Source organism: Sorangium sp. So ce363 (genome assembly GCF_051520435.1).
Taxonomy (GTDB): domain Bacteria; phylum Myxococcota_A; class Polyangia; order Polyangiales; family Polyangiaceae; genus Sorangium; species Sorangium cellulosum_B.
Genome location: NZ_CP150333.1, coordinates 3,708,690 through 3,728,139 on the forward strand (window position 1 = coordinate 3,708,690; position 19,450 = coordinate 3,728,139).

Here is a 19,450-nt window from a genome sequence, read left to right on the forward strand (position 1 = left end):
GTCAGGGCTTCCTGGTCGCCATCGCGAACGCGATCCCGTGCGAGAGGTCGCGGCGCGTGACGATGCTGCTGAGCTCCACCTCCAGGCCGATCAGCGCCTGAGCGACCTCGGGCCGGATGCCCGTCAACACCACCTCGACGCCGAGCAGCCGCACCGCCTGGGCGATCCGCGCGAGCGCGCTCGCTGCCCGCGTATCGAAGGCGGAGACGCCCGTGAGGTCGACGATGCAAATCTGCGCTCCCTTGTCGGAGATCTTGTCGAGGAGCGCCTCCGTCAGCTGCTGCGAGCGGCGCTCGTCCAGCGTGCCGATGAGCGGCAGGACCAGCACCTCGTCGCAGATCGGGATGATCGGCGTCGACAGCTCGCGAAGGGCGGCAGACTGCACGCGCAGCCGATCCTGGAGCTCCTTCTGCTTGGTGATGACCTCGGTGAACATCATGATCCCGCCGATCTCGCCGCGCTCGTCGTGCCACGGGAAGACCTGCCAGCGCACCCACTCGATGCGCCCGTCGGCCCGCTGGAACGGGTCCTCCTCGTGGCGCTCGCTCGCCCCTGCGAGACAGCGCGCATGGATGTCCTTCCATCGCTGCGGGATCTCGGGGAAGACCTCGTAGTGCGAGAGACCGATGATGTCGCGCGGCGCGAGGCCATAGTCGTCGAGCCAGCGCCTGCTCGTCAGCAGGTAACGCATGTCGCGGTCGAACAGCGCGACCGCCGCCGGCATGTAACTCGTCAGGAGTCGCACGTAGTCTGCGAGCCGCTTCACCCCCGCGTCGCGACGGATCCTGTCCTTCTCGAGCTCGCTCACGCGCAGGCGCAGCCGCTCGATTTCCGCGACGAGCTCGTCGTGATCCCGTCCCTGCATGTCGCACGCTCCCCCTGTGTTGCCCCGGGCGCGCTCGCGCTCCCGCACGTCGTCGCGAGTCTATAACAACGCCGGCCGACGCCCGCAGCCTATCGCGCGTGAGCGACGGCGCGCGGCTCTTGCCGCCGCCCCGCTTCGCGGCGCAAGCTGCGCGCATGGCGCCCCCCTCGACACCGCCGGCCCCTGCAGCCCCGACCGGCCTTCCGATCCAACGAGAGCCCATGAAGGACCAGATTCCTGGGTTTCTGTTCATCGACCACATCGCCATGGCGGTGCCCGCCGGGCAGCTCGACGCGCAGGTGAAGGCGTACGAGATGCTCGGCTTCCGCGAGGTGCACCGGGAGGAGGTGCGGGGCACGGATCAGGTCCGCGAGGTGATGCTCCGCATCGGCGACAGCGACAACCACGTCCAGCTCCTCGAGCCGCTCTCTCCCGAGTCTCCCGTCCAGAAGCTCATCGAGAAGAACGGCGGTCGCGGGGGCTTCGCCCACGTCGCCTACCGGGTCAGCGACGTCCAGGCCGCCTTCGACGAGCTCAAGGCGCGCGGCTTCCGCATCATCGACGCGGCGCCGCGGCCGGGCTCCCGGGGCACGACGATCTTCTTCGTGCACCCCCGATCGCGCGATGACGCGCCGTTCGGTCACCTCATCGAGGTCGTGCAGGCCCATGGATGACAGGCTCTTCGCCGATTTCGCGCCGGTCGCGCTCGCGACGTGGAAGCAGGCGCTCCACCGGGATCTCAAGGGCAAGACCGAGGACGACCTCTCCTGGGCGAGCGCCGAGGGGCTCCTCGTGCCGCCGATCTTCGCGCCGGACAGCCCCCCGCTCCCGCCGGCCACGGGCGGCCCGCTCGTGGCGTCGCTGGTCGCCGAGCTCCGGAGCTGCGCGCCGGAGCTGCGCTTCACGATGGGATGCAGCTATTTCCTGGAGATCGCCCGCCTTTGCGCCGCGCGCCTCGTGGCCGAGCGCCTGCGGCCGGGCGCCACGATCACCGCCGTCATCCCGTCGGCCGTGGTCCCCGGCGACGAGGAGCACAAGAACCTCCTCCGCGGCATCGTCGGGATGATGGCGGCCATCGCGGGCGGCGCGGACGACATCGTCGTCACGCCGCCCGAGCGCCTGCTCGGCAACGCCCGGGTCATCCTCCGCGAGGAGGCCCGCTTCGACGCGCGAGACAGCCCTGCGGCCGGCTCCTGGTACATCGAGCAGCTCGCGCGGGGCCTCGCGCGCGCGGCGATGCGGCAGCTCGGCGACACAACGGAGATCCCGGAGCCGGGCGCGGCCCCGGCGGACGTCGCGTCGCTCGAGCACCTCGGCTTCTCCGCCGGCGCGCCGCCGTTCCTGCGCGGGCCGTATACCAGCATGTACGTGGTCCGCCCGTGGACCGTCCGCCAGTACGCCGGGTACTCCACGGCCGAGGAGTCGAACGCGTTCTACCGCCGCAACCTGGCCGCAGGGCAGACCGGGCTCTCGGTGGCCTTCGACCTCGCGACCCACCGCGGCTACGACTCGGATCACCCGCGCGTGGTCGGCGATGTGGGGAAGGCCGGCGTGGCCATCGACACCGTCGAGGACATGAAGATCCTCTTCGACCAGATACCGCTCGATACGATGAGCGTATCGATGACCATGAACGGCGCCGTGCTCCCCATCATGGCGTTCTACATCGTCGCCGCCGAGGAGCAGGGCGTGCGCCCCGAGCTGCTCTCCGGGACCATCCAGAACGACATCCTCAAGGAGTTCATGGTCCGGAACACCTATATTTACCCTCCGGCGCCGTCGATGAGGATCGTCGCCGACATCTTCCGTTACACCGCCGAGAAGACACCCAGGTTCAACTCGATCAGCATCAGCGGCTATCACATGCAGGAGGCCGGCGCGACCGCCGAGCTGGAGCTCGCGTACACGCTCGCCGACGGCCTCGAGTACCTGCGCACCGGGATCGCGTCGGGCATGGATATCGACGATTTCGCCGGGCGGTTCTCGTTCTTCTTCGGCATCGGCATGGACCATTTCACCGAGATCGCCAAGCTGCGGGCCGCGCGGCTCCTGTGGGCGAAGATCGTGAAGGGGTTCCACCCGAAGAACCCGAAGACGATGGCGCTGCGGACCCACTGCCAGACGTCGGGCTGGAGCCTCACCGAGCAGGACCCGTTCAACAACGTCACGCGCACGGCCATCGAGGCGCTCGCGGCCGTGCTCGGCGGCACGCAGTCGCTGCACACGAACGCCCTGGACGAGGCGCTGGCGCTCCCCTCGGACTTCTCGGCGAAGATCGCGCGCGACACCCAGCTCTTCTTGCAGCGGGAGACCGATATCTGCCGGGTCATCGACCCGTGGGGCGGCTCCTACCACGTCGAGCGCCTGACAGACCGGCTCGCGCGGAGAGCGTGGCAGTTCATCCAGGAGGTGGAGTCCCTGGGCGGCATGGTCAAGGCCATCGAGAACGGCCTGCCCAAGCTGCGCATCGAGGAGGCCGCGGCCCGCAAGCAGGCCCGGATCGACGCGGGCCGCGACGTCATCATCGGGGTCAACGCGTACAGGCTGGAGAGAGAGGCGCCGATCGCGCTCCGCGAGGTGGACAACACCGCGGTTCGCGAGAACCAGCTCGCGCGGCTGCGCGAGGTGAAGGCCGCCCGCGCGGAGGCTGCTGTTGGCGAGTCGCTCGCCGCGCTCACCCGCGCTGCCGAGACGGGCGAGGGGAACCTGCTTTCGCTCGCGGTCGACGCCGCGCGCCGCCGCGCGACGCTCGGCGAGATCTCCGACGCGCTCGAGCGCGTCTTCGGCCGCTACGAGGCCCCGGTGCGCACGGTGAGCGGCGTGTACGGCGCGGAGATCCGCGACGCGGGCGCTGGCCGAGAGGTCGAGGCGCTCGTCCACGAGTTCGCGGCCATCGAGGGCCGGCGCCCGCGCATCCTGGTCGCCAAGATGGGTCAAGACGGGCACGACCGGGGGATGAAGGTCATCGCCACCGCCTTTGCGGATCTCGGGTTCGACGTCGATATCGGCCCGCTCTTCCAGACCCCGGACGAGGTGGCCCGCCACGCCGTCGAGAACGACGTGCACGTGGTCGGGGTCTCCTCGCTCGCCGGCGGCCACAAGACGCTGGTGCCGCAGCTCATCGACGCGCTCGGGCAGGCCGGCCGCGGGGACATCCTCGTCGTGGCGGGCGGCGTGATCCCGCCGCAGGACTACCGGTATCTGGAGGAGCGCGGCGTCGCGGGGATCTTCGGGCCCGGGACGGTCATTCCCGAGGCCGCGGCGCGGATCGTCCGGACGCTCCTCGGGAGCCTCTCGTCGCAGGAGGCGCGCTAGGTTGAAGTCGAGCCCGAGGCAGCTCGTCGACGGTCTCCTCGCGGGCGACCGGGCGGCGCTCGCGCGCGCGATCACGCTGGCCGAGAGCTCGCTCCCCCGCCACCAGGAGCTCGCCGAGGAGGTCCTGGAGCGCTGCCTGCCTCACGCCGGCGGCGCCACGCGCCTCGGCATCACCGGCGTGCCCGGGGTCGGCAAGAGCACGTTCGTCGACGCCCTCGGCGTTCACCTCGTGCGCGATCGCGAGGAGACGGTGGCCGTGCTCGCGGTCGACCCGAGCAGCCCTGTCCATGGCGGGAGCATCCTCGGCGACAAGACGCGGATGCCACGGCTGGCGAGCGACCCGCGGGCCTTCATCCGTCCCTCGCCGTCGGGCGGCTCGCTCGGCGGCGTGGCGCGGGCCACGCGCCAGGCCATCCTGCTCTGCGAGGCGGCCGGATACCGCAACATCCTTGTCGAGACGGTCGGTGTCGGGCAATCCGAGGTCGCCGTCGCCGACATGACGGATTGCTTCCTGCTCCTCATGCTGCCTGGGGCCGGCGACGAGCTGCAAGGCGTGAAGCGGGGCATCATGGAGCTTGCCGATCTCGTGATCATCAACAAGGCCGACGGCGGGAACGTCGACAGGGCCGCGCGAGCGCGCCGCGATTACGAGAGCGCCTTGCACCTGTTCCCGCCGGCGCCTCACGGCTGGGCGCCCGTCGCCTCCGTCTGCTCGGCCCAGGAGGGCCGCGGCGTCCGCGAAGCGTGGGAGATCGTGCTGCGCCACCGCGCGCACATGCAGGCCGGCGGCTGGCTCCTGCGCCGCCGCGCGGGGCAGGCGCGCCGCTGGCTGTTCGAGCTCATCGAGGGGCACCTGCGGGAGGCGTTCCTGCGCAGCGCTGGCGTGCGGGAGCGCCTGTCTGGCGTGGAGGCCCTCGTCGAGGCGGGCTCGCTCAGCCCGCTGCGCGCCGCGCGGCAGCTGCTGGAGGCCTGGGATCCGGCCGGGAAGGGGTGACGGCGGGCCGGGTTGCAGCCCCGGGGCGTGCGGCGTCCGCCCGCTGGGCCGTCTGCCTCGCGCCGGCGGGCGGGGGCCGAACGCGGCGAGCGCCGCGGCGTCACTGGCTCTCCATGATCGCGCTGTGCTTGCGGCTGTAGCCGAAGTAGATCGCGAGCCCGAGGAGGAGCCAGGCGCCGAGACGCAGCCAGTTCTCGGTGGGCAGCGAGAACATGAGGATGAGACAGATCACGATCCCGAGGATCGGAGTGAGCGGATAGAGCGGCACCCGGAACGGGCGCGGCGCGTCCGGCGCCGTCCGGCGCATGATCAGGACCGCCGCGCATACGAACAGGAACGCAAGGAGCGTCCCGATGTTGACGAGCTCCGCCAGGATCCGCAGCGGGAGGACCGCCGAGAGGGTGGCGACCACAAACCCGGTGAGGAGGGTGGACTTCCACGGCGTCTTGAAGACCGGGTGCACCGAGCCGAAGAAGCCTCTGGGCAGGAGCCCGTCGCGGGCGATGGCGAGCAGCACGCGCGGCTGGCTGTTCATGAGCACGAGCAGGACGGAGGTGATTCCGGCGACCGCCCCGAGGGAGATGATGAACTGCGCCCACGGGAGGCCGACGCGCGCGAAGGCGTCGGAGACCGGCGCGTCGATGCTCAGCTCGGCGTAGGGCACCATGCCGGTCAGGATCGCCGCGACGGCGACGTACAGGGTGGTGCAGATGACGAGCGAGGCCACGATGCCGATGGGGAGATCGCGCTGCGGATGCTTCGCCTCCTCTGCGTGCGCCGAGACCGCATCGAACCCGATGTAGGCGAAGAAGATGGTAGCGGCGCCGGCGAGCATCCCGAGCGGCTCTCCCCCCTTGCCGATCTCGCCGAATAGCGTGTGACCGAAGAGGCTGAGCCCCCCGAGCCCGAACGGCGCGAACGGCCGCCAGTTGTCCGGGGTGACGTGGAACGCGCCGACCGCGATGACGAAGAGCACGACGACGAGCTTGAGCGCGACCATCACGGCGTTGATGGTCGCGCTCTCGCGGATGCCCTTGAGCAGGACCACCGTGACCGCAGCTGTCACGAGGATGGCCGGGAGATCGAGGATCGCCCTTGTGGACACCAGCTCGCCGAGCGCCGGATCGTAGTCGAACGGCGCGCTCCTGAGCTCTCTTGGCAGCTCTACCCCGAAGATCCCGATCAAGTCCTGGACATAGTGGGACCACCCGTGCGCCACGGCGGCGGCGCCGACGGCGTACTCCAGGACGAGATCCCACCCGATGATCCACGCCGGCAGCTCGCCGAGCGTCGCGTACGCGTACGTATAGGCCGAGCCCGCGACCGGCACCATCGCCGCGAACTCCGCGTAACAGAGGGCCGCGAACACGCAGGCCATCCCCGCGACCACGAAGGACAGCATCAGCGAAGGACCTGCCTTGTCGTGCGCGGCCTGACCGGTGAGTACGAAAATGCCTGTCCCGATGATGGCGCCGATCCCGAGGCTCGTTAACTGCAGCGGCCCAAGGGCGCGCCGGAGGCGGTGCTCCCCCTCCAGCTCCTTTTTCATGACCGACATCGGCTTGCGGACGAGTAGGCGGCTCCCCATGGCCTTCGGTGCGCAGGCTCTGCGGCCCGGCCCGCAGCACGTCAAGCCGGAGACTCGTCCGCGGGTAGAGGCTCTGCCGGACGCGGTCTCAGCCCCTCCATGAGCAGGCCGCTGGCGAGGTTCGCGAGCTGCGCCGCCTCGACGGGCCGGTCGTATCGTCCGAGCTGCCCCTGCGTCAGGAGCACGGCAAGCCCGTGCATGCTCGACCACAGCACGAGGGCGAGCTGCATCGGATCGCCTCCGCGCAGGATCCCCGCGGCCTGCCCTTCCGCGATGGCATCCATCGTCGCTCGATGGCTCTCGGCGCGCGCCTGCAAGAGGTCCGGGGCGCTCTCCTTCACCGTGGCATAGGGCGCCATCATCACGCGGAACGCCGCCGGGCGCTCGACCGCGAAGACGACGTAGGCCTCCGCGATCGCCCGGAGCCGCGCGATCGGGTCCGCACCGGCGGCGACCACCCGCGGCGTCAGGAGCTCCCCGAAGGCGCGGAAGCCTTCGACCGCGACGGCCGCCAGGAGCTCCTCCTTCGTCTCGAAGTGGCGGTACGGAGCGCGGGGGCTGACGCCGAGCTCGCGGCCCAGCGCGCGTAAAGAGAGGTCCTCCGCCCGCTGATGCTCGAGCGCGCGCATGGCGGCGTCGACGAGCGCTTTCCGGAGGTCGCCATGATGGTAAGTGCCGCCTTTCTTCCTCCTCACGCTGGACATTTTTCTCCTGGAGTATACAGTGAATACATGTCGAATCCGGACACGGTGCCTTTCCACCTGGCCGGCGCCTTCGCTCCCGTGCACGAGGAGCGAACCGACGTCGAGCTCGAAGTCATCGGCGAGATCCCGGCGGACCTCCGCGGCACGTATGTGCGCAACGGGCCGAATCCTCGGGCCGGTCGGTCGCCGGCGTGGTTCGCCGGAGAAGGGATGCTCCACGGCGTACGCCTGGAGGGCGGCCGCGCGCGCTGGTACCGGAACCGGTGGATCGCAGGCGCCTATCCGCCGAACACGAGCGTGGTCCGCCACGCCGGGCGGATCCTCGCGCTCGTCGAGACGCGGTCGCCGGTGGAGGTGACCGCCGAGCTCGAGACCGTGGGGCCCTACGACTTCGGCGGAGCGCTCGGCGGCGCGATGACGGCTCACCCGAAGATCTGCCCGCGCACCGGCGAACTCCTGTTCTTCTCCAATGGGCCCTCGCGTCCGCACCTCACGTACTACCGCGCAGACGCGGCCGGCCGCGTCGTGCATCGCGCGGCGATCGAGGTCCCTGCGATGACGTTCATGCACGATTTCGCGATCACCGAGCGGTATGTCATCTTCTATGTCCTTCCCGTGCTCCTCGGGGACGTGCGATCTCCGGTGCCTATCCGGTGGGACGACGACTTCCCCGCGCGCTTCGGCGTCCTGCCCCGCGACGGCGGCGATGAGGACATGCGGTGGTTCGATGTCGCGCCATGCACGATCAGCCACACGGTCAACGCCTTCGAGGAAGGCGACACGATCGTGCTCGACGCCGTGCGCGCCCCGCGCATCATGATGCCGCACGCGCTCCACCGGTTCACGTTCGACCTCTCGAGCGGCCGCGCCGCAGGGACGGCGCTGGATCCTCGGTTCCTCGACTTCCCGCGCGTGCACCCGGCGGTCGTCGGCGCCCGCCATCGCCGAGCGTACACGATAGAGCTCTGCGACTTCGGCGCCGACGGCAGCTTCTCGCGGACGATCGCGCGCCAGCACGATCTCGAGACCGGCGCCGCGGTCGTCCACGATTTCGGGGACGACGCGATGCCAGGCGAGTGCGTCGTCGCGCCGCGGCCGGGCAGCGACGCGGAGGACGATGCCTGGGTAATCCTGTTCGTCCACCGCCGCGACGGCTCCGCGACCGAGCTCGTCGTCCTCGACGCGTCGAGGTTCGCGTCGCCGCCCGTCGCCCGCGTCCGCCTGCCGTGCCGCGCCCCGCTGGGGCTCCACGGCGAGTGGCTCCCGGACCTGGCTGCATGATGAAATGCACTGTGTCTGTAAAATGCGCCTCACCTCGGGTGACCAGGGTTTGCTGAGCCTGGCGCTCCTGGGCTGCGGTGATGGCGGCGACGACCGCAAGAGCTGCGGCGACCCCCGGCTCGGTCCTTCGCCCGCCAGGGACGCGGTACAAGGGGCCTCCCATGCGCGACGTCTGCTGGCGCTGCCGGCGCCCCCGTCCGGTCTGCTATTGCGCGCTCCTGCCCTCCTTGCCGACGAGGACCCGGGTCGTGCTCCTCCAGCACCCGCGCGAGCGGAAGGTTGGCATCGGCACGGCGCGCATGGCCCACCTGGCGCTGCCCAACTCCGAGCTGCACGAGGGGGTGGTCTTCGAGGACGACGCCCGGATCGCCGCCCTCGCGAGCGATCCGACCACGGCCGTGCTCTTCCCCGGGGGCGACGCGCCCGCGGCGGGCGGGGCGCCGGTGCGCTCGCTCATCGTGCTCGACGGCACGTGGTGGCAGGCGAGGAAGATGCTCGCGCTGAACCCGCGCCTGGCCTCGGCGCGGCGCATCGGCGTGACGCCCCGCGCGCCGGGCAACTACCGCATCCGCAAGGAGCCCCGGCCCGAGTGCCTCGCCACGGTCGAGGCGGTGGCCAGCGCGCTGGCCGCGCTCGAGGGCGAGCCCGCGCGCTTCGACGAGATGCTGCGGGCCTTCACGTTCATGGTCGACCGGCAGATCGAGCACCAGGCGCGGAGCAAGGCCCCGCGACGGCGGCGCGCGCAGGCGGCCTCGCCGCTCGCGCCGCTGCGCCCCTACCTCGCCGAGCCGGCGAGGGTGGTGCTCGTCGACGGCGGGGCCAGCTCCGGCTGGCCGGCGGACGCCGGCGCGGCCGAGCCGACGTCCGAGCTCGTGCACCTCGTGGCCTGCCGCGCGTCGGGCGAGCGCTTCGAGGCGTTCCTCCGCCCGCGGCGGCCGCTGGGCCCGAGCGTCGCGCACCAGCTCGAGGTGCCCGAGGACCGCCTGCAGGGCGGCGAGGACGCCGGCGCGGCCCTGAGCCGCTTCCGCGCCTTCGTCGGCGATGGCGTGCTGGGCACCTGGGGCTCCTTCACGGCGGACCTGCTCGCGCAGGAGGGCTTCGGGCGCCCGCCGAGCCTCGACCTGCGCGAGCTCTGCGCGCGGCACCTCGGGCGGCGGCCCGGCGGCATCGCCAACGGGGCGCAGGCGCTCCGGGCCGCCGAGCCGACGGCGCGGGGCCACGGGCGTGCCGGGCGCAACGTGGGCTGGCTCGAGGTCGTCCTCGCGCGCCTCCTCGACATGGCACGGGACGAAGGCGTTGCGGCGCCGAGCGTCACATGAGACCCTCCGTCCGTGGCGTCCTCCAGGTTCCGCTGAGCTCGGCATCCTCGTCCGCCCTGTCGCCCCGGCGCCGCCGGGGGGGCGCGGCGAGCGCGCGGGTGCCTGTCCGTGCCCTGTCTTCCCCCGCAACGTGGAAGACCGGGGCGCGGTGACTCACGCCCGGCAGCCTGGAACGTTCACGTCACGCACGCCCCGCCGGCCGTGAGCTCGCGCCGCGAGTCTTCCCCATCCGCGCGCGCCGCCCTGGAAAGGCGGCGCGCGAAGAGGCTCGCTCTCATGACCGGAAGCAACGAAATCTCCCCCACGGGCTCTTCCTCCTTCGCGCCGATCGACACGGTCGGCGCTCTCCTCGATGCGGCGCGCCGCGAGGGGCTCCGTCTCGTCACGTCCCACGCCGACTTCGACCGGAGCGGGCTCGACTTCCTCGTCGTGCACGCCCACGACGAGGACGGCGTTCCGTGGGTCGTGCGCACGCCGCGCCGCATCGCGGTCGTCGCGTCGGCGCGCGTCGAAGCGCGCGTGCTGGCCCTCGTACGCCAGCGCTTGCCGGTGGCCGTGCCCGACTGGCGCGTTCACACCGACCACGTGATCGCCTATCCGCGCCTCGGCGACGTGCCCGCCGTCTCCTTCGATCCCGAGGCGGGCCCGCGCTGGAGCCGCGTCGATCCGGCGGCGCCGTCCGAGGTGTTCATCGCGTCGGTGGCCGATGCGCTCGCGGCGCTCCAGCGCGTGGACGCGGCGGCGGCCCGTTCGGCGGGCGTCCCCGTGAAGTCCATCGACGACGCGCGCCAGGTCCATGCGCGGGCCATGGACGAGACGCGCGCCGCGCTGGCGCCGCCGGACGCGCTGTGGGCCCGATGGCAGCGCTGGCTCGCGAACGACGCGATCTGGCCGCGCGACCTCGCCCTCGTGCACGGCGATCTCCACCCCGGCCACATGCTCCTCGACGAGGGCGGCCGGCTCACGGGGATCCTGGACTGGACCGAGGCCCACATCGGCGATCCCTCGGTCGACTTCGCGCTCTTCGTCGGCGCCTTCGGCAAGGCCGCGCTCGACGCGTGCCTCGCGCGCTTCGAGGCGGCCGGCGGCACGACGTGGCCGGGCCTCGCGGCCCACGCTGGCGAGCGCTGGGCGGCGTTCCCCGCGATCGCGGCGAAGTGGGGCGTCGAATCCGGCGACGAGGGCGTGATCGCCCACGCGCGCAACCTGCTCGCAGGGATCGTGGCCGAGAGCGGGTGAGCGCCGGCTCGTCGCACCCCCATCATCCACTGAAATGACGCGTTGCATTGTGGGCCAGCGCATGTTCAGCCGCTGCGGCCCTGAGTAGCCTCTCCGCATGACCGGAGGACACGGCGCGGATGCCGGCGCGGCGGATCGCGCGCTCGTGCTCATGCTGCTGGGCACGGTGCTGCTCGTGTCGCCGGCGCGGCTGCTCTGGGCCCGAGGCCTGCTCGCGGTGGCCGCTGTCTTCGCGGTCTGGGCCGCGCTGATCGCGCTCGCCCTGCTCGCGACGCGCGCCGACCGCGGCGACCTACCAAACGGCGATCACGCCCGCGGCGAGCGCGAGCGCGGCGACCCGGCGCCCGGCGCCGGTGATCGAGGCCCGCCGTGATCGACGTCGGCGTCCTCCTCTTCGCCACGGTGGCCTGGCTCGCCGTGCTCGCCGCGATCGCGCTCGCCGCGCAGCGCGAGCGGATCCCCCGCGCGCTCGCGCGTCACCCGCTCGTCCTCGCCCTGTCGCTCGGCGTCTACGCCTCATCGTGGACCTACTACGGCGGCGTCGGCTTCGCGCAGCGCCACGGCCTCGTCTTCCTCGCGGTCTACCTCGGCCCGACGCTCGCGTGCATCGCCACCCCGCTCCTCTGGTCGCGCGTCCTTCGGATCACGCGTGAGCAGCGCCTCTCCTCGCTCGCCGACCTCTTCGCCTTCCGCTTCCAGAGCCCCGCGGCGGGGGCGGTCGTCGCCGCGTTCTCCGTCGTCGCCAGCGTGCCCTACGTCGCGCAGCAGTTCCGCGCGACCGAGCAGTCGGTCCGCGTGCTCTCCGGGCCCGGGCACGAGGAGGCCGTGGGCGCCGTCTTCTGGGCGCTGCTCACGCTCTTCACGGCGTTCTTCGGCGCCCGCCCGGCCGCCGAGCAGGGGCGGGAGGACGGCCTCGCGGCGGCGGTCGCGTTCGAGTCGGCGGCGAAGCTCGCCGTGCTCGTGGCCGTGGGCCTCGTCGCCGTGCTCGGGGCCTTCGGCGGGGCGGGCGGGCTCGCGGACTGGCTCGGCGATCACGCCGCCGAGGTCGAGGCGCTCGGCCGCCCCGTGCGCGACGACAGCGGCTGGACGTCGATGCTCGTCATCAGCTTCGCCGCCGCCTTCCTGCTGCCGAGGCAGTGGCACATGGCGTTCGCGGGCGGCGCCGGCGACCGCGCGCTCGCCAAGGCGGCCTGGGCCTTCCCGCTCTTCCTGCTCGCGCTCAACCTGCCCGTCCTGCCCGTCCTCTGGGCCGGGACCCGCCTCGCGCCGGTCGAGCCCGCCGACAGCTACGTGCTGCTCGTGCCGCAGCTGCTCGGCCAGGGCTGGCTCGCGCTCGCCGCGTTCATCGGCGGCATCTCCGCGGCGAGCGCCATGGTCATGGTCACGGCCGTCGCCCTCGCGAGCGCCAGCGCCACGCACCTGCTCCTGCCGCTCGCCCGGAGGACGCTGCGCCGCAACGTCTACGCGCGCGTGCTGTGGCTCCGCCGCGGGCTCCTGATCGTCATCCTCGCCGGCGGGTGGCTCTTCCACCGCGCGCAGCCGCACCGCGGGCTGCTCGTCGAGAGCGGCATCGTGTCGTTCGTCGCCTTCGCGCAGTTCCTGCCGGGGCTGCTCGCCGCGCTCTTCTGGGAGCGCGCGACGCGCGCCGGGTTCCTCGCCGGGCTCCTCGCCGGCATCGGCACGTGGACCGCCACCTGCCTCGCGCCCTTCCTGCCCGAGCTGTCCGGGCTCGACCCGGGGTGGCTCGATCTCCTGCGCGAGGGCGCGGGCCAGGCCGACCCCGCGGCGGCCATGGACACCTGGTCGCTGCCCACGTTCGTGTCGCTCGCCGTCAACGGCGCCACGCTCGGGCTCGTCTCGCTCCTGCGCCCCCCGGCCGAGGAGGAGCGCGAGGCGGCGCGCCTGTGCACGCGCCGCGAGATCGGCCCGTCGGTCGAGCGCGCGACCGTGGCCTCGAGCGTGGGCGCGCTCGAGGAGCGGCTCGCGCGGCTGCTCGGCCGCGAGGCGGCCGCGCTCGAGGTCACGCGCGCCCGGATCGAGCTCGACATCCCGCGCGACGAGACGCGGCCCACGGAGCTCCACGCGCTGCAGGAGCGCCTGCACCGCAACCTGTCGCCGCTCGTCGGCCCGGTGCTCGCGAGGACCGTCGCGGAGGCGGACGCGCAGGCCGCCCCCGGGGCGTTCGGCAGCAGAGCGGCGAGCGGCGCGCTGACCGAGGAGCTCCGCTGGCTGGAGCGGCGCCTCGCGCGCGGGGAGGCCACGACGACGTTCGTCGGCGCCGCGAAGGAGCTCGACCTCCTGCGGCGCTGGCTCCGCTCGGTGCTCGCGCAGCTCCCCCTCGGCGTCTGCGCCGTGGGCTCCGACGGCGCGATCAGCCTCGTGAACCGGCGCCTCGAGGCGCTCGTCGGCGCCGAGGAGCGCGACCTCGTCGGGGCGCCGCTCGACCGGCTGCCGGCCCCGTTCGCGGAGCTGTTCGCGCGCGCCGCCCGCGCCGCCTCCGCGGGCGAGGCCGGCGCGGACGAGATCGAGGCGCACGTGGCCGGCCGCGCGCGCTCGCTGCGCGTCCACCGCGCCGCGCTCGACCCGCTCGACGCGCGCGCCGCCTCGGGGGGCGTGGTCCTCCTCGTCGAGGACCGCACCGAGCAGCGCGCGCTCGAGGCGCAGCTCGCCCACCGCGACCGCCTCGCCCAGCTCGGCCGCCTCGCCGCCGGCGTGGCCCACGAGGTCGGCAACCCGCTCACCGGCATCGCCTGCCTCGCGCAGAACCTCCGCGCCGAGTCCGACAGCGACGAGATCCGCGCGCGGGCGGGCCTCATCCTCGGCGAGGCGGCGCGCATCGAGGCCATCCTGCGCTCCCTGCTCGACCACAGCCGCACCGGCGCCGTGCCGAAGCCCGGCGAGGGCGCGCGCGCGCGGGTCGGGCGCGTGGCGCTCGCCGAGGTGGTCGCCGAGGCCGTGCGGCTCATCCGGCTCGATCGCGCGGCGCCCCACGTCCGGGTGGATCAGGCCTGCCCCGAGTCGCTCGTCGTCATCGGCGACCGGCGCGAGCTCGTCCAGGTCTTCGTCAACCTGCTCGCGAACGCCCGCGACGCGTCCGAGGCCGGCGCGCTCATCGCCGTCCGAGGGTGGATCGAGGCGGACCAGATCGTGGTCGAGGTCGAGGACCACGGCAGCGGCATCCCCGAGGAGCTCCTCGCCGCGGTGCTGGAGCCGTTCGTGACGACGAAGCGCGACCCGAGCGGCACGGGGCTCGGCTTGCCGCTCTCGCGCTCGATCGTCGAGGATCACGGCGGCGCCCTCACGCTGCGGAGCGCGGTGGGGCGGGGGACGACGGTCGTCGTCCGGCTGCCGCTCGCGGGCGCGGGCGCGGGCGACGCGCGGCGCAGGCCCGAGGCAGAGCCCTGAGCCGGCGCCCGCGGGCCCGGGCCGGGGTCGTCCTCAGGGCGGCACGCGGCCGACTGCGCGCTGCGCGCGCCGCGTCGTCGAGGCGGCGTCGACCCGGTGGATGAGGCCCGAAGGTGAAGCGGTCGGCGCGGGACGTCGGGTGTTACCGATCGTAACGAGACGTGGCCGAACGAGCCCGCCAACGTGCTTGCCCCGTGGACGAACAGGTATTCTCAAGGCTGCTTGCGTGGTATTCAGATCAAAGAGAGCAGCATTCCGCGAGCCGGGGGTGACAGGGCATCGACCCACACGCTGCCCGGCCCCTCCTCCTCCCTCGCGTGCGAGGGAGGAGGAGCCATGAAGAACACCCTGGCTGCCTCTTTCCGCTCGGCGCGCCTCCAAGCCCGTCTCCGGCCCTCTCGACAAGCGCTGGAGCTCCTCCGAGGAACCGTTCTCATGGCACAGACGTCTCCCCAAACCTTCGCCGTGACGCCCACGAGCCCGGCCCCCGCGGCCGCGCGTGAGGTTGTCAGCAGCTCCACGCTCTGGAAGGTCATCTTCGCGTCCGCTGGCGGCACGATGATCGAGTGGTACGACTTCTATATCTTCGGGAGTCTCGCCGCGATCATCTCGACGCACTTCTTCCCGAAGGACAACCCGACGGCGAGCTTCCTCTTGACGCTCGGCACGTTCGCCACGGGCTTCGTCGTCCGCCCGTTCGGCGCGCTCGTGTTCGGGCGCATCGGCGATATCGTCGGTCGGAAGTACGCGTTCCTCGTGACGCTGCTGCTCATGGGCGGCGCGACGGCGCTCATCGGCTTCTTGCCGACGTACGACAAGATCGGGCTCCTCGCCCCGATCGCCCTCGTCCTGATCCGCCTCGTTCAGGGCCTCGCGCTCGGCGGCGAGTACGGCGGCGCGGCGGTGTACGTCGCCGAGCATGCGCCCGACGAGAAGCGCGGCTTCTACACCTCGTTCATCCAGATCACGGCGACGCTCGGTCTGTTCGTCTCGCTGGCGGTGATCCTCAGCACCCGCCTCCTCGTGGGCGAGGAGGCCTTCAAGGACTGGGGCTGGCGCATCCCGTTCCTCCTGTCGGTCCTCCTCGTCGGCGTGTCCTTCTACGTGCGTGCCCGCCTCAAGGAGTCGCCGATCTTCAGCAAGCTCAAGGCCGAGGGGAAGACGTCGACCGCTCCCATCAAGGACAGCCTCGGCAACAAGCGCAACTGGAAGGTCATCCTGATCGCCCTCTTCGGCGCCACGGCCGGCCAGGGCGTGGTCTGGTACACGGGGCAGTTCTATGCCCTCTACTTCCTGCAGAACACGCTCAAGGTCCCGTTCATCACGGCCACGATCGTGATCGCCTCCGCGCTCGCCCTCGGCATGCCGTTCTTCGTGTTCTTCGGCGCGCTCTCGGATCGCATCGGCCGGAAGAAGATCATGCTCGCGGGCAACCTGTGCGGCGCGATCGGCTTCTTCCCCGTGTTCTGGGCGATGAAGCAGAACGCGGACAACCCGGTCGTGCTCACCGCGCTCGTGTTCGTGCTCGTGCTGTTCGTCACGATGGTCTACGGCCCGATCGCGGCCTACCTCGTCGAGGCCTTCCCTGCGAAGGTGCGTTACACGTCGCTCTCGATCCCGTACCACGTCGGCAACGGCGTGTTCGGCGGGCTCTTGCCGCTCATCGCCTCGTCGGTGACGGTCGCGACGGGCAACATCTACGCGGGGCTCCTCTATCCGATCGCGGTGGCGCTCATCACCGTTGTCGTCGGCGGGATCTTCCTGAAAGAGCGCAGCGACGTGCGCCTCTGGGACGAGCTCGATCGCCCGGCTTGACGGCGATCTCCCGGCGGACGGAGCGCTGATCGCGCGCCGTCCGCCGCCTCCTGCTCCTTGCAGATTCGCGGGATACGGGCTCAGCCGTCAGGCAATGAAGCGAGGCATACGAAGGTACGCCGCAGCGAGCCGAACGACGCGGATGAGCCCGTAGAGCTGAAACCTCCCTCGAAATCCCGGAAAAATTTACAGGGAGGCGGGGAGGAGGGGAGTGGAATCCCACCGATCTCCCTGTCTCCCTGTTCAATTCTCCGCTGAAAATGCCAACAAGATGAGGGGATTCGTCAGCCCGTAGAGTGGCACGCCGGTGTGCCTCGCCATCACAAACCGAGCTCCCGCGCGGCAGGACAGCAACATACCAATCGGGCTCACGGCAGCGCGATCTCGTCTCGAACTACGGCCAGAGCGACGTCTGGACGATGGCCTCTCCCTTCGGCGACGCGGGCTGGAACGAGCCGTCAACGTCGGGACCTACTGGGTCGGTCAGAGGGTGCTCGCGGAGGCGACGAGCGACACGTCCGGCGACGAGACGACCTGGACGTGGACGCTGCCGGAGCACTTCCCGACGGGCAAGTACCTCCGTGTCACGGTGGATGGCGGCACGCTGACGCAGGGGGGAAATGCGCTGGAGTGGAACGAGCACGGCTACTACGAGATCGAGCTCGACGCGGGCGCGCTCACCTTGTCGCCGTAACAACCCTGTCATCCCCGCGGTCGAGCCGGCGCGCGCTGCGACCTCGGCGCTGAGGGGTGCTCTGTTACCGCATCACTCGATGCGCGGCCCTGATGTCGCGCACGAACCACAGAGGCAGCGAGGGCACAGAGGAGCATCCGTGTGCTCTGTGCGCCTGTGGTTCAAATAGTTTCTCTTCAAGGAACCCGGGTGGCCATGGGAGACGCGATGTCGGCGAATCGCGTCGATGAATAGTTTCGTTGCCACTGATGGCTGTGGGCTCGCCGATGTGCCCTGTGCTGCTTCGTTACATTGAACTACAGCATGGTGTTTGATCCGTCGCGGGCTGAGAGAGCAATTGTTCTTGACTCGGTACGTGGTGTGATCGAAGGGTCGCTGGTCGGCATCGAGAATGGGAAATCGGAAATCGGGGGACCACGAAGCGGACCACGAAGCGGAACACGAAGCGGAACACGAAGCGGAACACGAAACAAAGATAGGTTGAGCGCGCCGTGTCATATGCTTTGCGCGCGGCGCGTCGGCGTGGCATCTTACCGATATTGCTTGCGGCCCCTCCGGCCGCTCCTGGGAGAAAATTCATGCGCTTTGCTAGCTTGCTGAGCTGGGGCTCAGTCTCGATCGCTTGCTGCCTGGCCGCCTGCATCGCCGCGTCTCCGGACGACGAAGAGATCCTGTCGCTGGAGGGCGAGCTGCTCAGCTCGGACGGGACGATGTCGGCGGAGCTGTCGTACCAGTCGCAGTGGTCGACGGGGTACTGCGCCAACGTGACCGTGAGGAACGCGAGCTCCAAGCCGAGCACGTCCTGGGGCCTTTCGATCGCGCTCAACGGCGCGACGCTGTCCAGCTCGTGGAACGCGCGGATCACGCAGTCGAACGGGCAGCTGAACGCCACCAACGAGAGCTACAACGGCTCGCTGGGAGCAGCGTCGACGGGAGCAGGAGCGTCGACGACCTGGGGGTTCTGCGCGAACGGCACGGGGAAGCCCTCGATCACGTCGGTCAACGGCAACGGGAACGGCGGCTCGACGTCGGCGAGCTCCAGCAGCGCCTCGAGCAGCTCCAGCAGCGCTTCGAGCAGCTCGAGCAGCAGCGCTTCGAGCAGCTCCAGCAGCAGCTCCTCGGCCAGCTCTGGCGCAGGCGGCGCAGGCGGCAGCGGAGGCTCAGGCGGCGGAGGCGCGGGCGGCAGCGGTGGAGGCCCGGTGGTCAATTCCGGCCTTCCGACGCCCCCAGGCCCCAGCAACGTGGCGAAGCCGTCCGGCGCGGCCGGCGGGTTCAGGGTCATCAACTGGGCCGGCTTCACGGGCGCCGTGTCGTACACGTTCGACGACTCGAACTCGAGCCAGATCCAGAACTACGACACGCTGAACGCGCTCGACGTTCCGTTCACCTTCTACCTCCAGACCGGCAAGACCGAATCGACCAATTCGGTGTGGCAAAGGGCGCTGAGCGACGGGCACGAGCTCGGCAACCACACGAAGAGCCACTCGAGCAACGACAGCGGCTCCGATACGGACGCCGCGACGCAGTTCATCGAGAGCAGGTTCGGGACCAAGGTGTGGACGATGGCGGCGCCGAACGGCTCGTCCGTGTACACGGGCATCGCCAGGACCCGCTTCCTCATCAACCGCGGCGTGGCCAACAACCTCATCGGGCCGAACGACTCGACTGATCCGTTCACGCTGCCCTGCTACATCCCGCCGACCGGCGCCTCCACGACGGTGCTGGACCAGCAGGTCACGAGCGCGCGGGACGCCAAGAAGTGGCGCACCGTCCTGGTGCACGGCTTCACCGGCGGCTCCGACGGCGCTTATCAGCCCATAGGGCTCCAGGCCTTCGTCGATCACGTCAAGCACTCGAAGGCGCTCGGCGACATGTGGCTCGACAGCGTGGTCAACGTCGGCGCTTACTGGCGCGGCCAGAAGGCGGTCTCCTCCGCCACCACCTCGACGTCCGGCGGCGCGACGACCTACACGTGGCAGCTCCCCGCCAACTTCCCGCCGGGCAAGTACCTGCGCGTGACGGTCGCCGGCGGCACGCTCAAGCAGAACGGCGTTCCGCTGAACTGGGATCCGCACGGCTACTACGAAGTCGCGCTCGACGCGAAGTCCGTGACGCTGTCGCCGTGACGAAGCGGGCCCGCGCCCCGCGGGCCCCCTCCCGCCGCGCCCCGCGCGGCCCGAGCAGCCCGGACCCGAGTCAGCCGCGGAGCGCTCTGTCGCCGAGCGGCTGCA

General features: G+C 71.3%; 14 protein-coding genes. 11 read left to right on the top strand and 3 right to left on the bottom strand.

Annotation, left to right across the window (positions count from 1 at the left end; translation table 11 throughout):
- Nucleotide 1 precedes the first annotated feature (1 nt).
- Nucleotides 2-865, bottom strand: a complete 864-nt coding sequence (locus WMF12_RS14245; protein WP_437871937.1) for a PAS domain-containing protein — start codon at nt 863-865, stop codon at nt 2-4.
- Between the two features lie 221 nt (nt 866-1,086).
- Between WMF12_RS14245 and WMF12_RS14250 the strand changes: the two genes are divergently transcribed.
- The 3 genes from WMF12_RS14250 to meaB are packed head-to-tail and all read left to right on the top strand — an operon-like array spanning nt 1,087 to nt 5,174.
- On the top strand, nt 1,087-1,539 hold the full coding sequence (locus tag WMF12_RS14250) for a VOC family protein (protein ID WP_437746202.1): 453 nt from the start codon (nt 1,087-1,089) through the stop codon (nt 1,537-1,539).
- Entirely contained in the window at nt 1,532-4,180 is a 2,649-nt protein-coding gene (gene scpA, locus WMF12_RS14255; protein WP_437871939.1) for a methylmalonyl-CoA mutase, read from the top strand. The genes WMF12_RS14250 and scpA overlap by 8 nt, the downstream gene beginning before the upstream one ends.
- Before the next feature lies 1 nt (nt 4,181).
- Nucleotides 4,182-5,174, top strand: a complete 993-nt coding sequence (gene meaB / locus WMF12_RS14260; protein ID WP_437871940.1) for a methylmalonyl Co-A mutase-associated GTPase MeaB — start codon at nt 4,182-4,184, stop codon at nt 5,172-5,174.
- A 100-nt stretch (nt 5,175-5,274) separates the two neighbouring features.
- Here meaB and WMF12_RS14265 read toward each other — a convergent pair whose 3' ends face one another.
- On the bottom strand, nt 5,275-6,723 hold the full coding sequence (locus WMF12_RS14265) for an amino acid permease (RefSeq protein WP_437871941.1): 1,449 nt from the start codon (nt 6,721-6,723) through the stop codon (nt 5,275-5,277).
- An 80-nt stretch (nt 6,724-6,803) separates the two neighbouring features.
- Nucleotides 6,804-7,457 carry a TetR/AcrR family transcriptional regulator gene (locus WMF12_RS14270; RefSeq protein WP_437871942.1) on the bottom strand — a complete coding sequence of 218 codons (654 nt, stop codon included), beginning with the start codon at nt 7,455-7,457 and terminating at the stop codon, nt 6,804-6,806.
- 36 nt (nt 7,458-7,493) lie between these two features.
- On the opposite strand from WMF12_RS14270, the gene WMF12_RS14275 reads away from it, so the two are divergent.
- The 8 genes from WMF12_RS14275 to WMF12_RS14310 all read left to right on the top strand — a co-directional run bounded on the left by WMF12_RS14275 (nt 7,494) and on the right by WMF12_RS14310 (nt 19,345).
- Nucleotides 7,494-8,747: a carotenoid oxygenase family protein gene (locus tag WMF12_RS14275; RefSeq protein WP_437871944.1), complete on the top strand. Its 1,254-nt coding sequence runs from the start codon at nt 7,494-7,496 to the stop codon at nt 8,745-8,747.
- Nucleotides 8,748-8,908: 161 nt separating this feature from the next.
- A complete protein-coding gene (locus WMF12_RS14280) occupies nt 8,909-10,066 on the top strand; it encodes a DTW domain-containing protein (RefSeq protein WP_437871945.1) in 1,158 nt (385 codons plus the stop codon).
- Between the two features lie 276 nt (nt 10,067-10,342).
- Nucleotides 10,343-11,305 carry a macrolide 2'-phosphotransferase gene (locus tag WMF12_RS14285; RefSeq protein ID WP_437871946.1) on the top strand — a complete coding sequence of 321 codons (963 nt, stop codon included), beginning with the start codon at nt 10,343-10,345 and terminating at the stop codon, nt 11,303-11,305.
- 97 nt (nt 11,306-11,402) lie between these two features.
- Entirely contained in the window at nt 11,403-11,678 is a 276-nt protein-coding gene (locus WMF12_RS14290; RefSeq protein ID WP_437871947.1) for a hypothetical protein, read from the top strand.
- Entirely contained in the window at nt 11,675-14,710 is a 3,036-nt protein-coding gene (locus tag WMF12_RS14295) for an ATP-binding protein (RefSeq protein ID WP_437871948.1), read from the top strand. Before WMF12_RS14290 ends, WMF12_RS14295 begins: the two co-directional genes overlap by 4 nt.
- Nucleotides 14,711-15,145: 435 nt before the next feature.
- Nucleotides 15,146-16,525: an MFS transporter gene (locus WMF12_RS14300; protein WP_437871950.1), complete on the top strand. Its 1,380-nt coding sequence runs from the start codon at nt 15,146-15,148 to the stop codon at nt 16,523-16,525.
- A 490-nt stretch (nt 16,526-17,015) separates the two neighbouring features.
- Nucleotides 17,016-17,219: a hypothetical protein gene (locus tag WMF12_RS14305; RefSeq protein WP_437871953.1), complete on the top strand. Its 204-nt coding sequence runs from the start codon at nt 17,016-17,018 to the stop codon at nt 17,217-17,219.
- Nucleotides 17,220-17,797: 578 nt separating this feature from the next.
- A complete protein-coding gene (locus tag WMF12_RS14310; protein ID WP_437871955.1) occupies nt 17,798-19,345 on the top strand; it encodes a cellulose binding domain-containing protein in 1,548 nt (515 codons plus the stop codon).
- Nucleotides 19,346-19,450 lie beyond the last annotated feature (105 nt).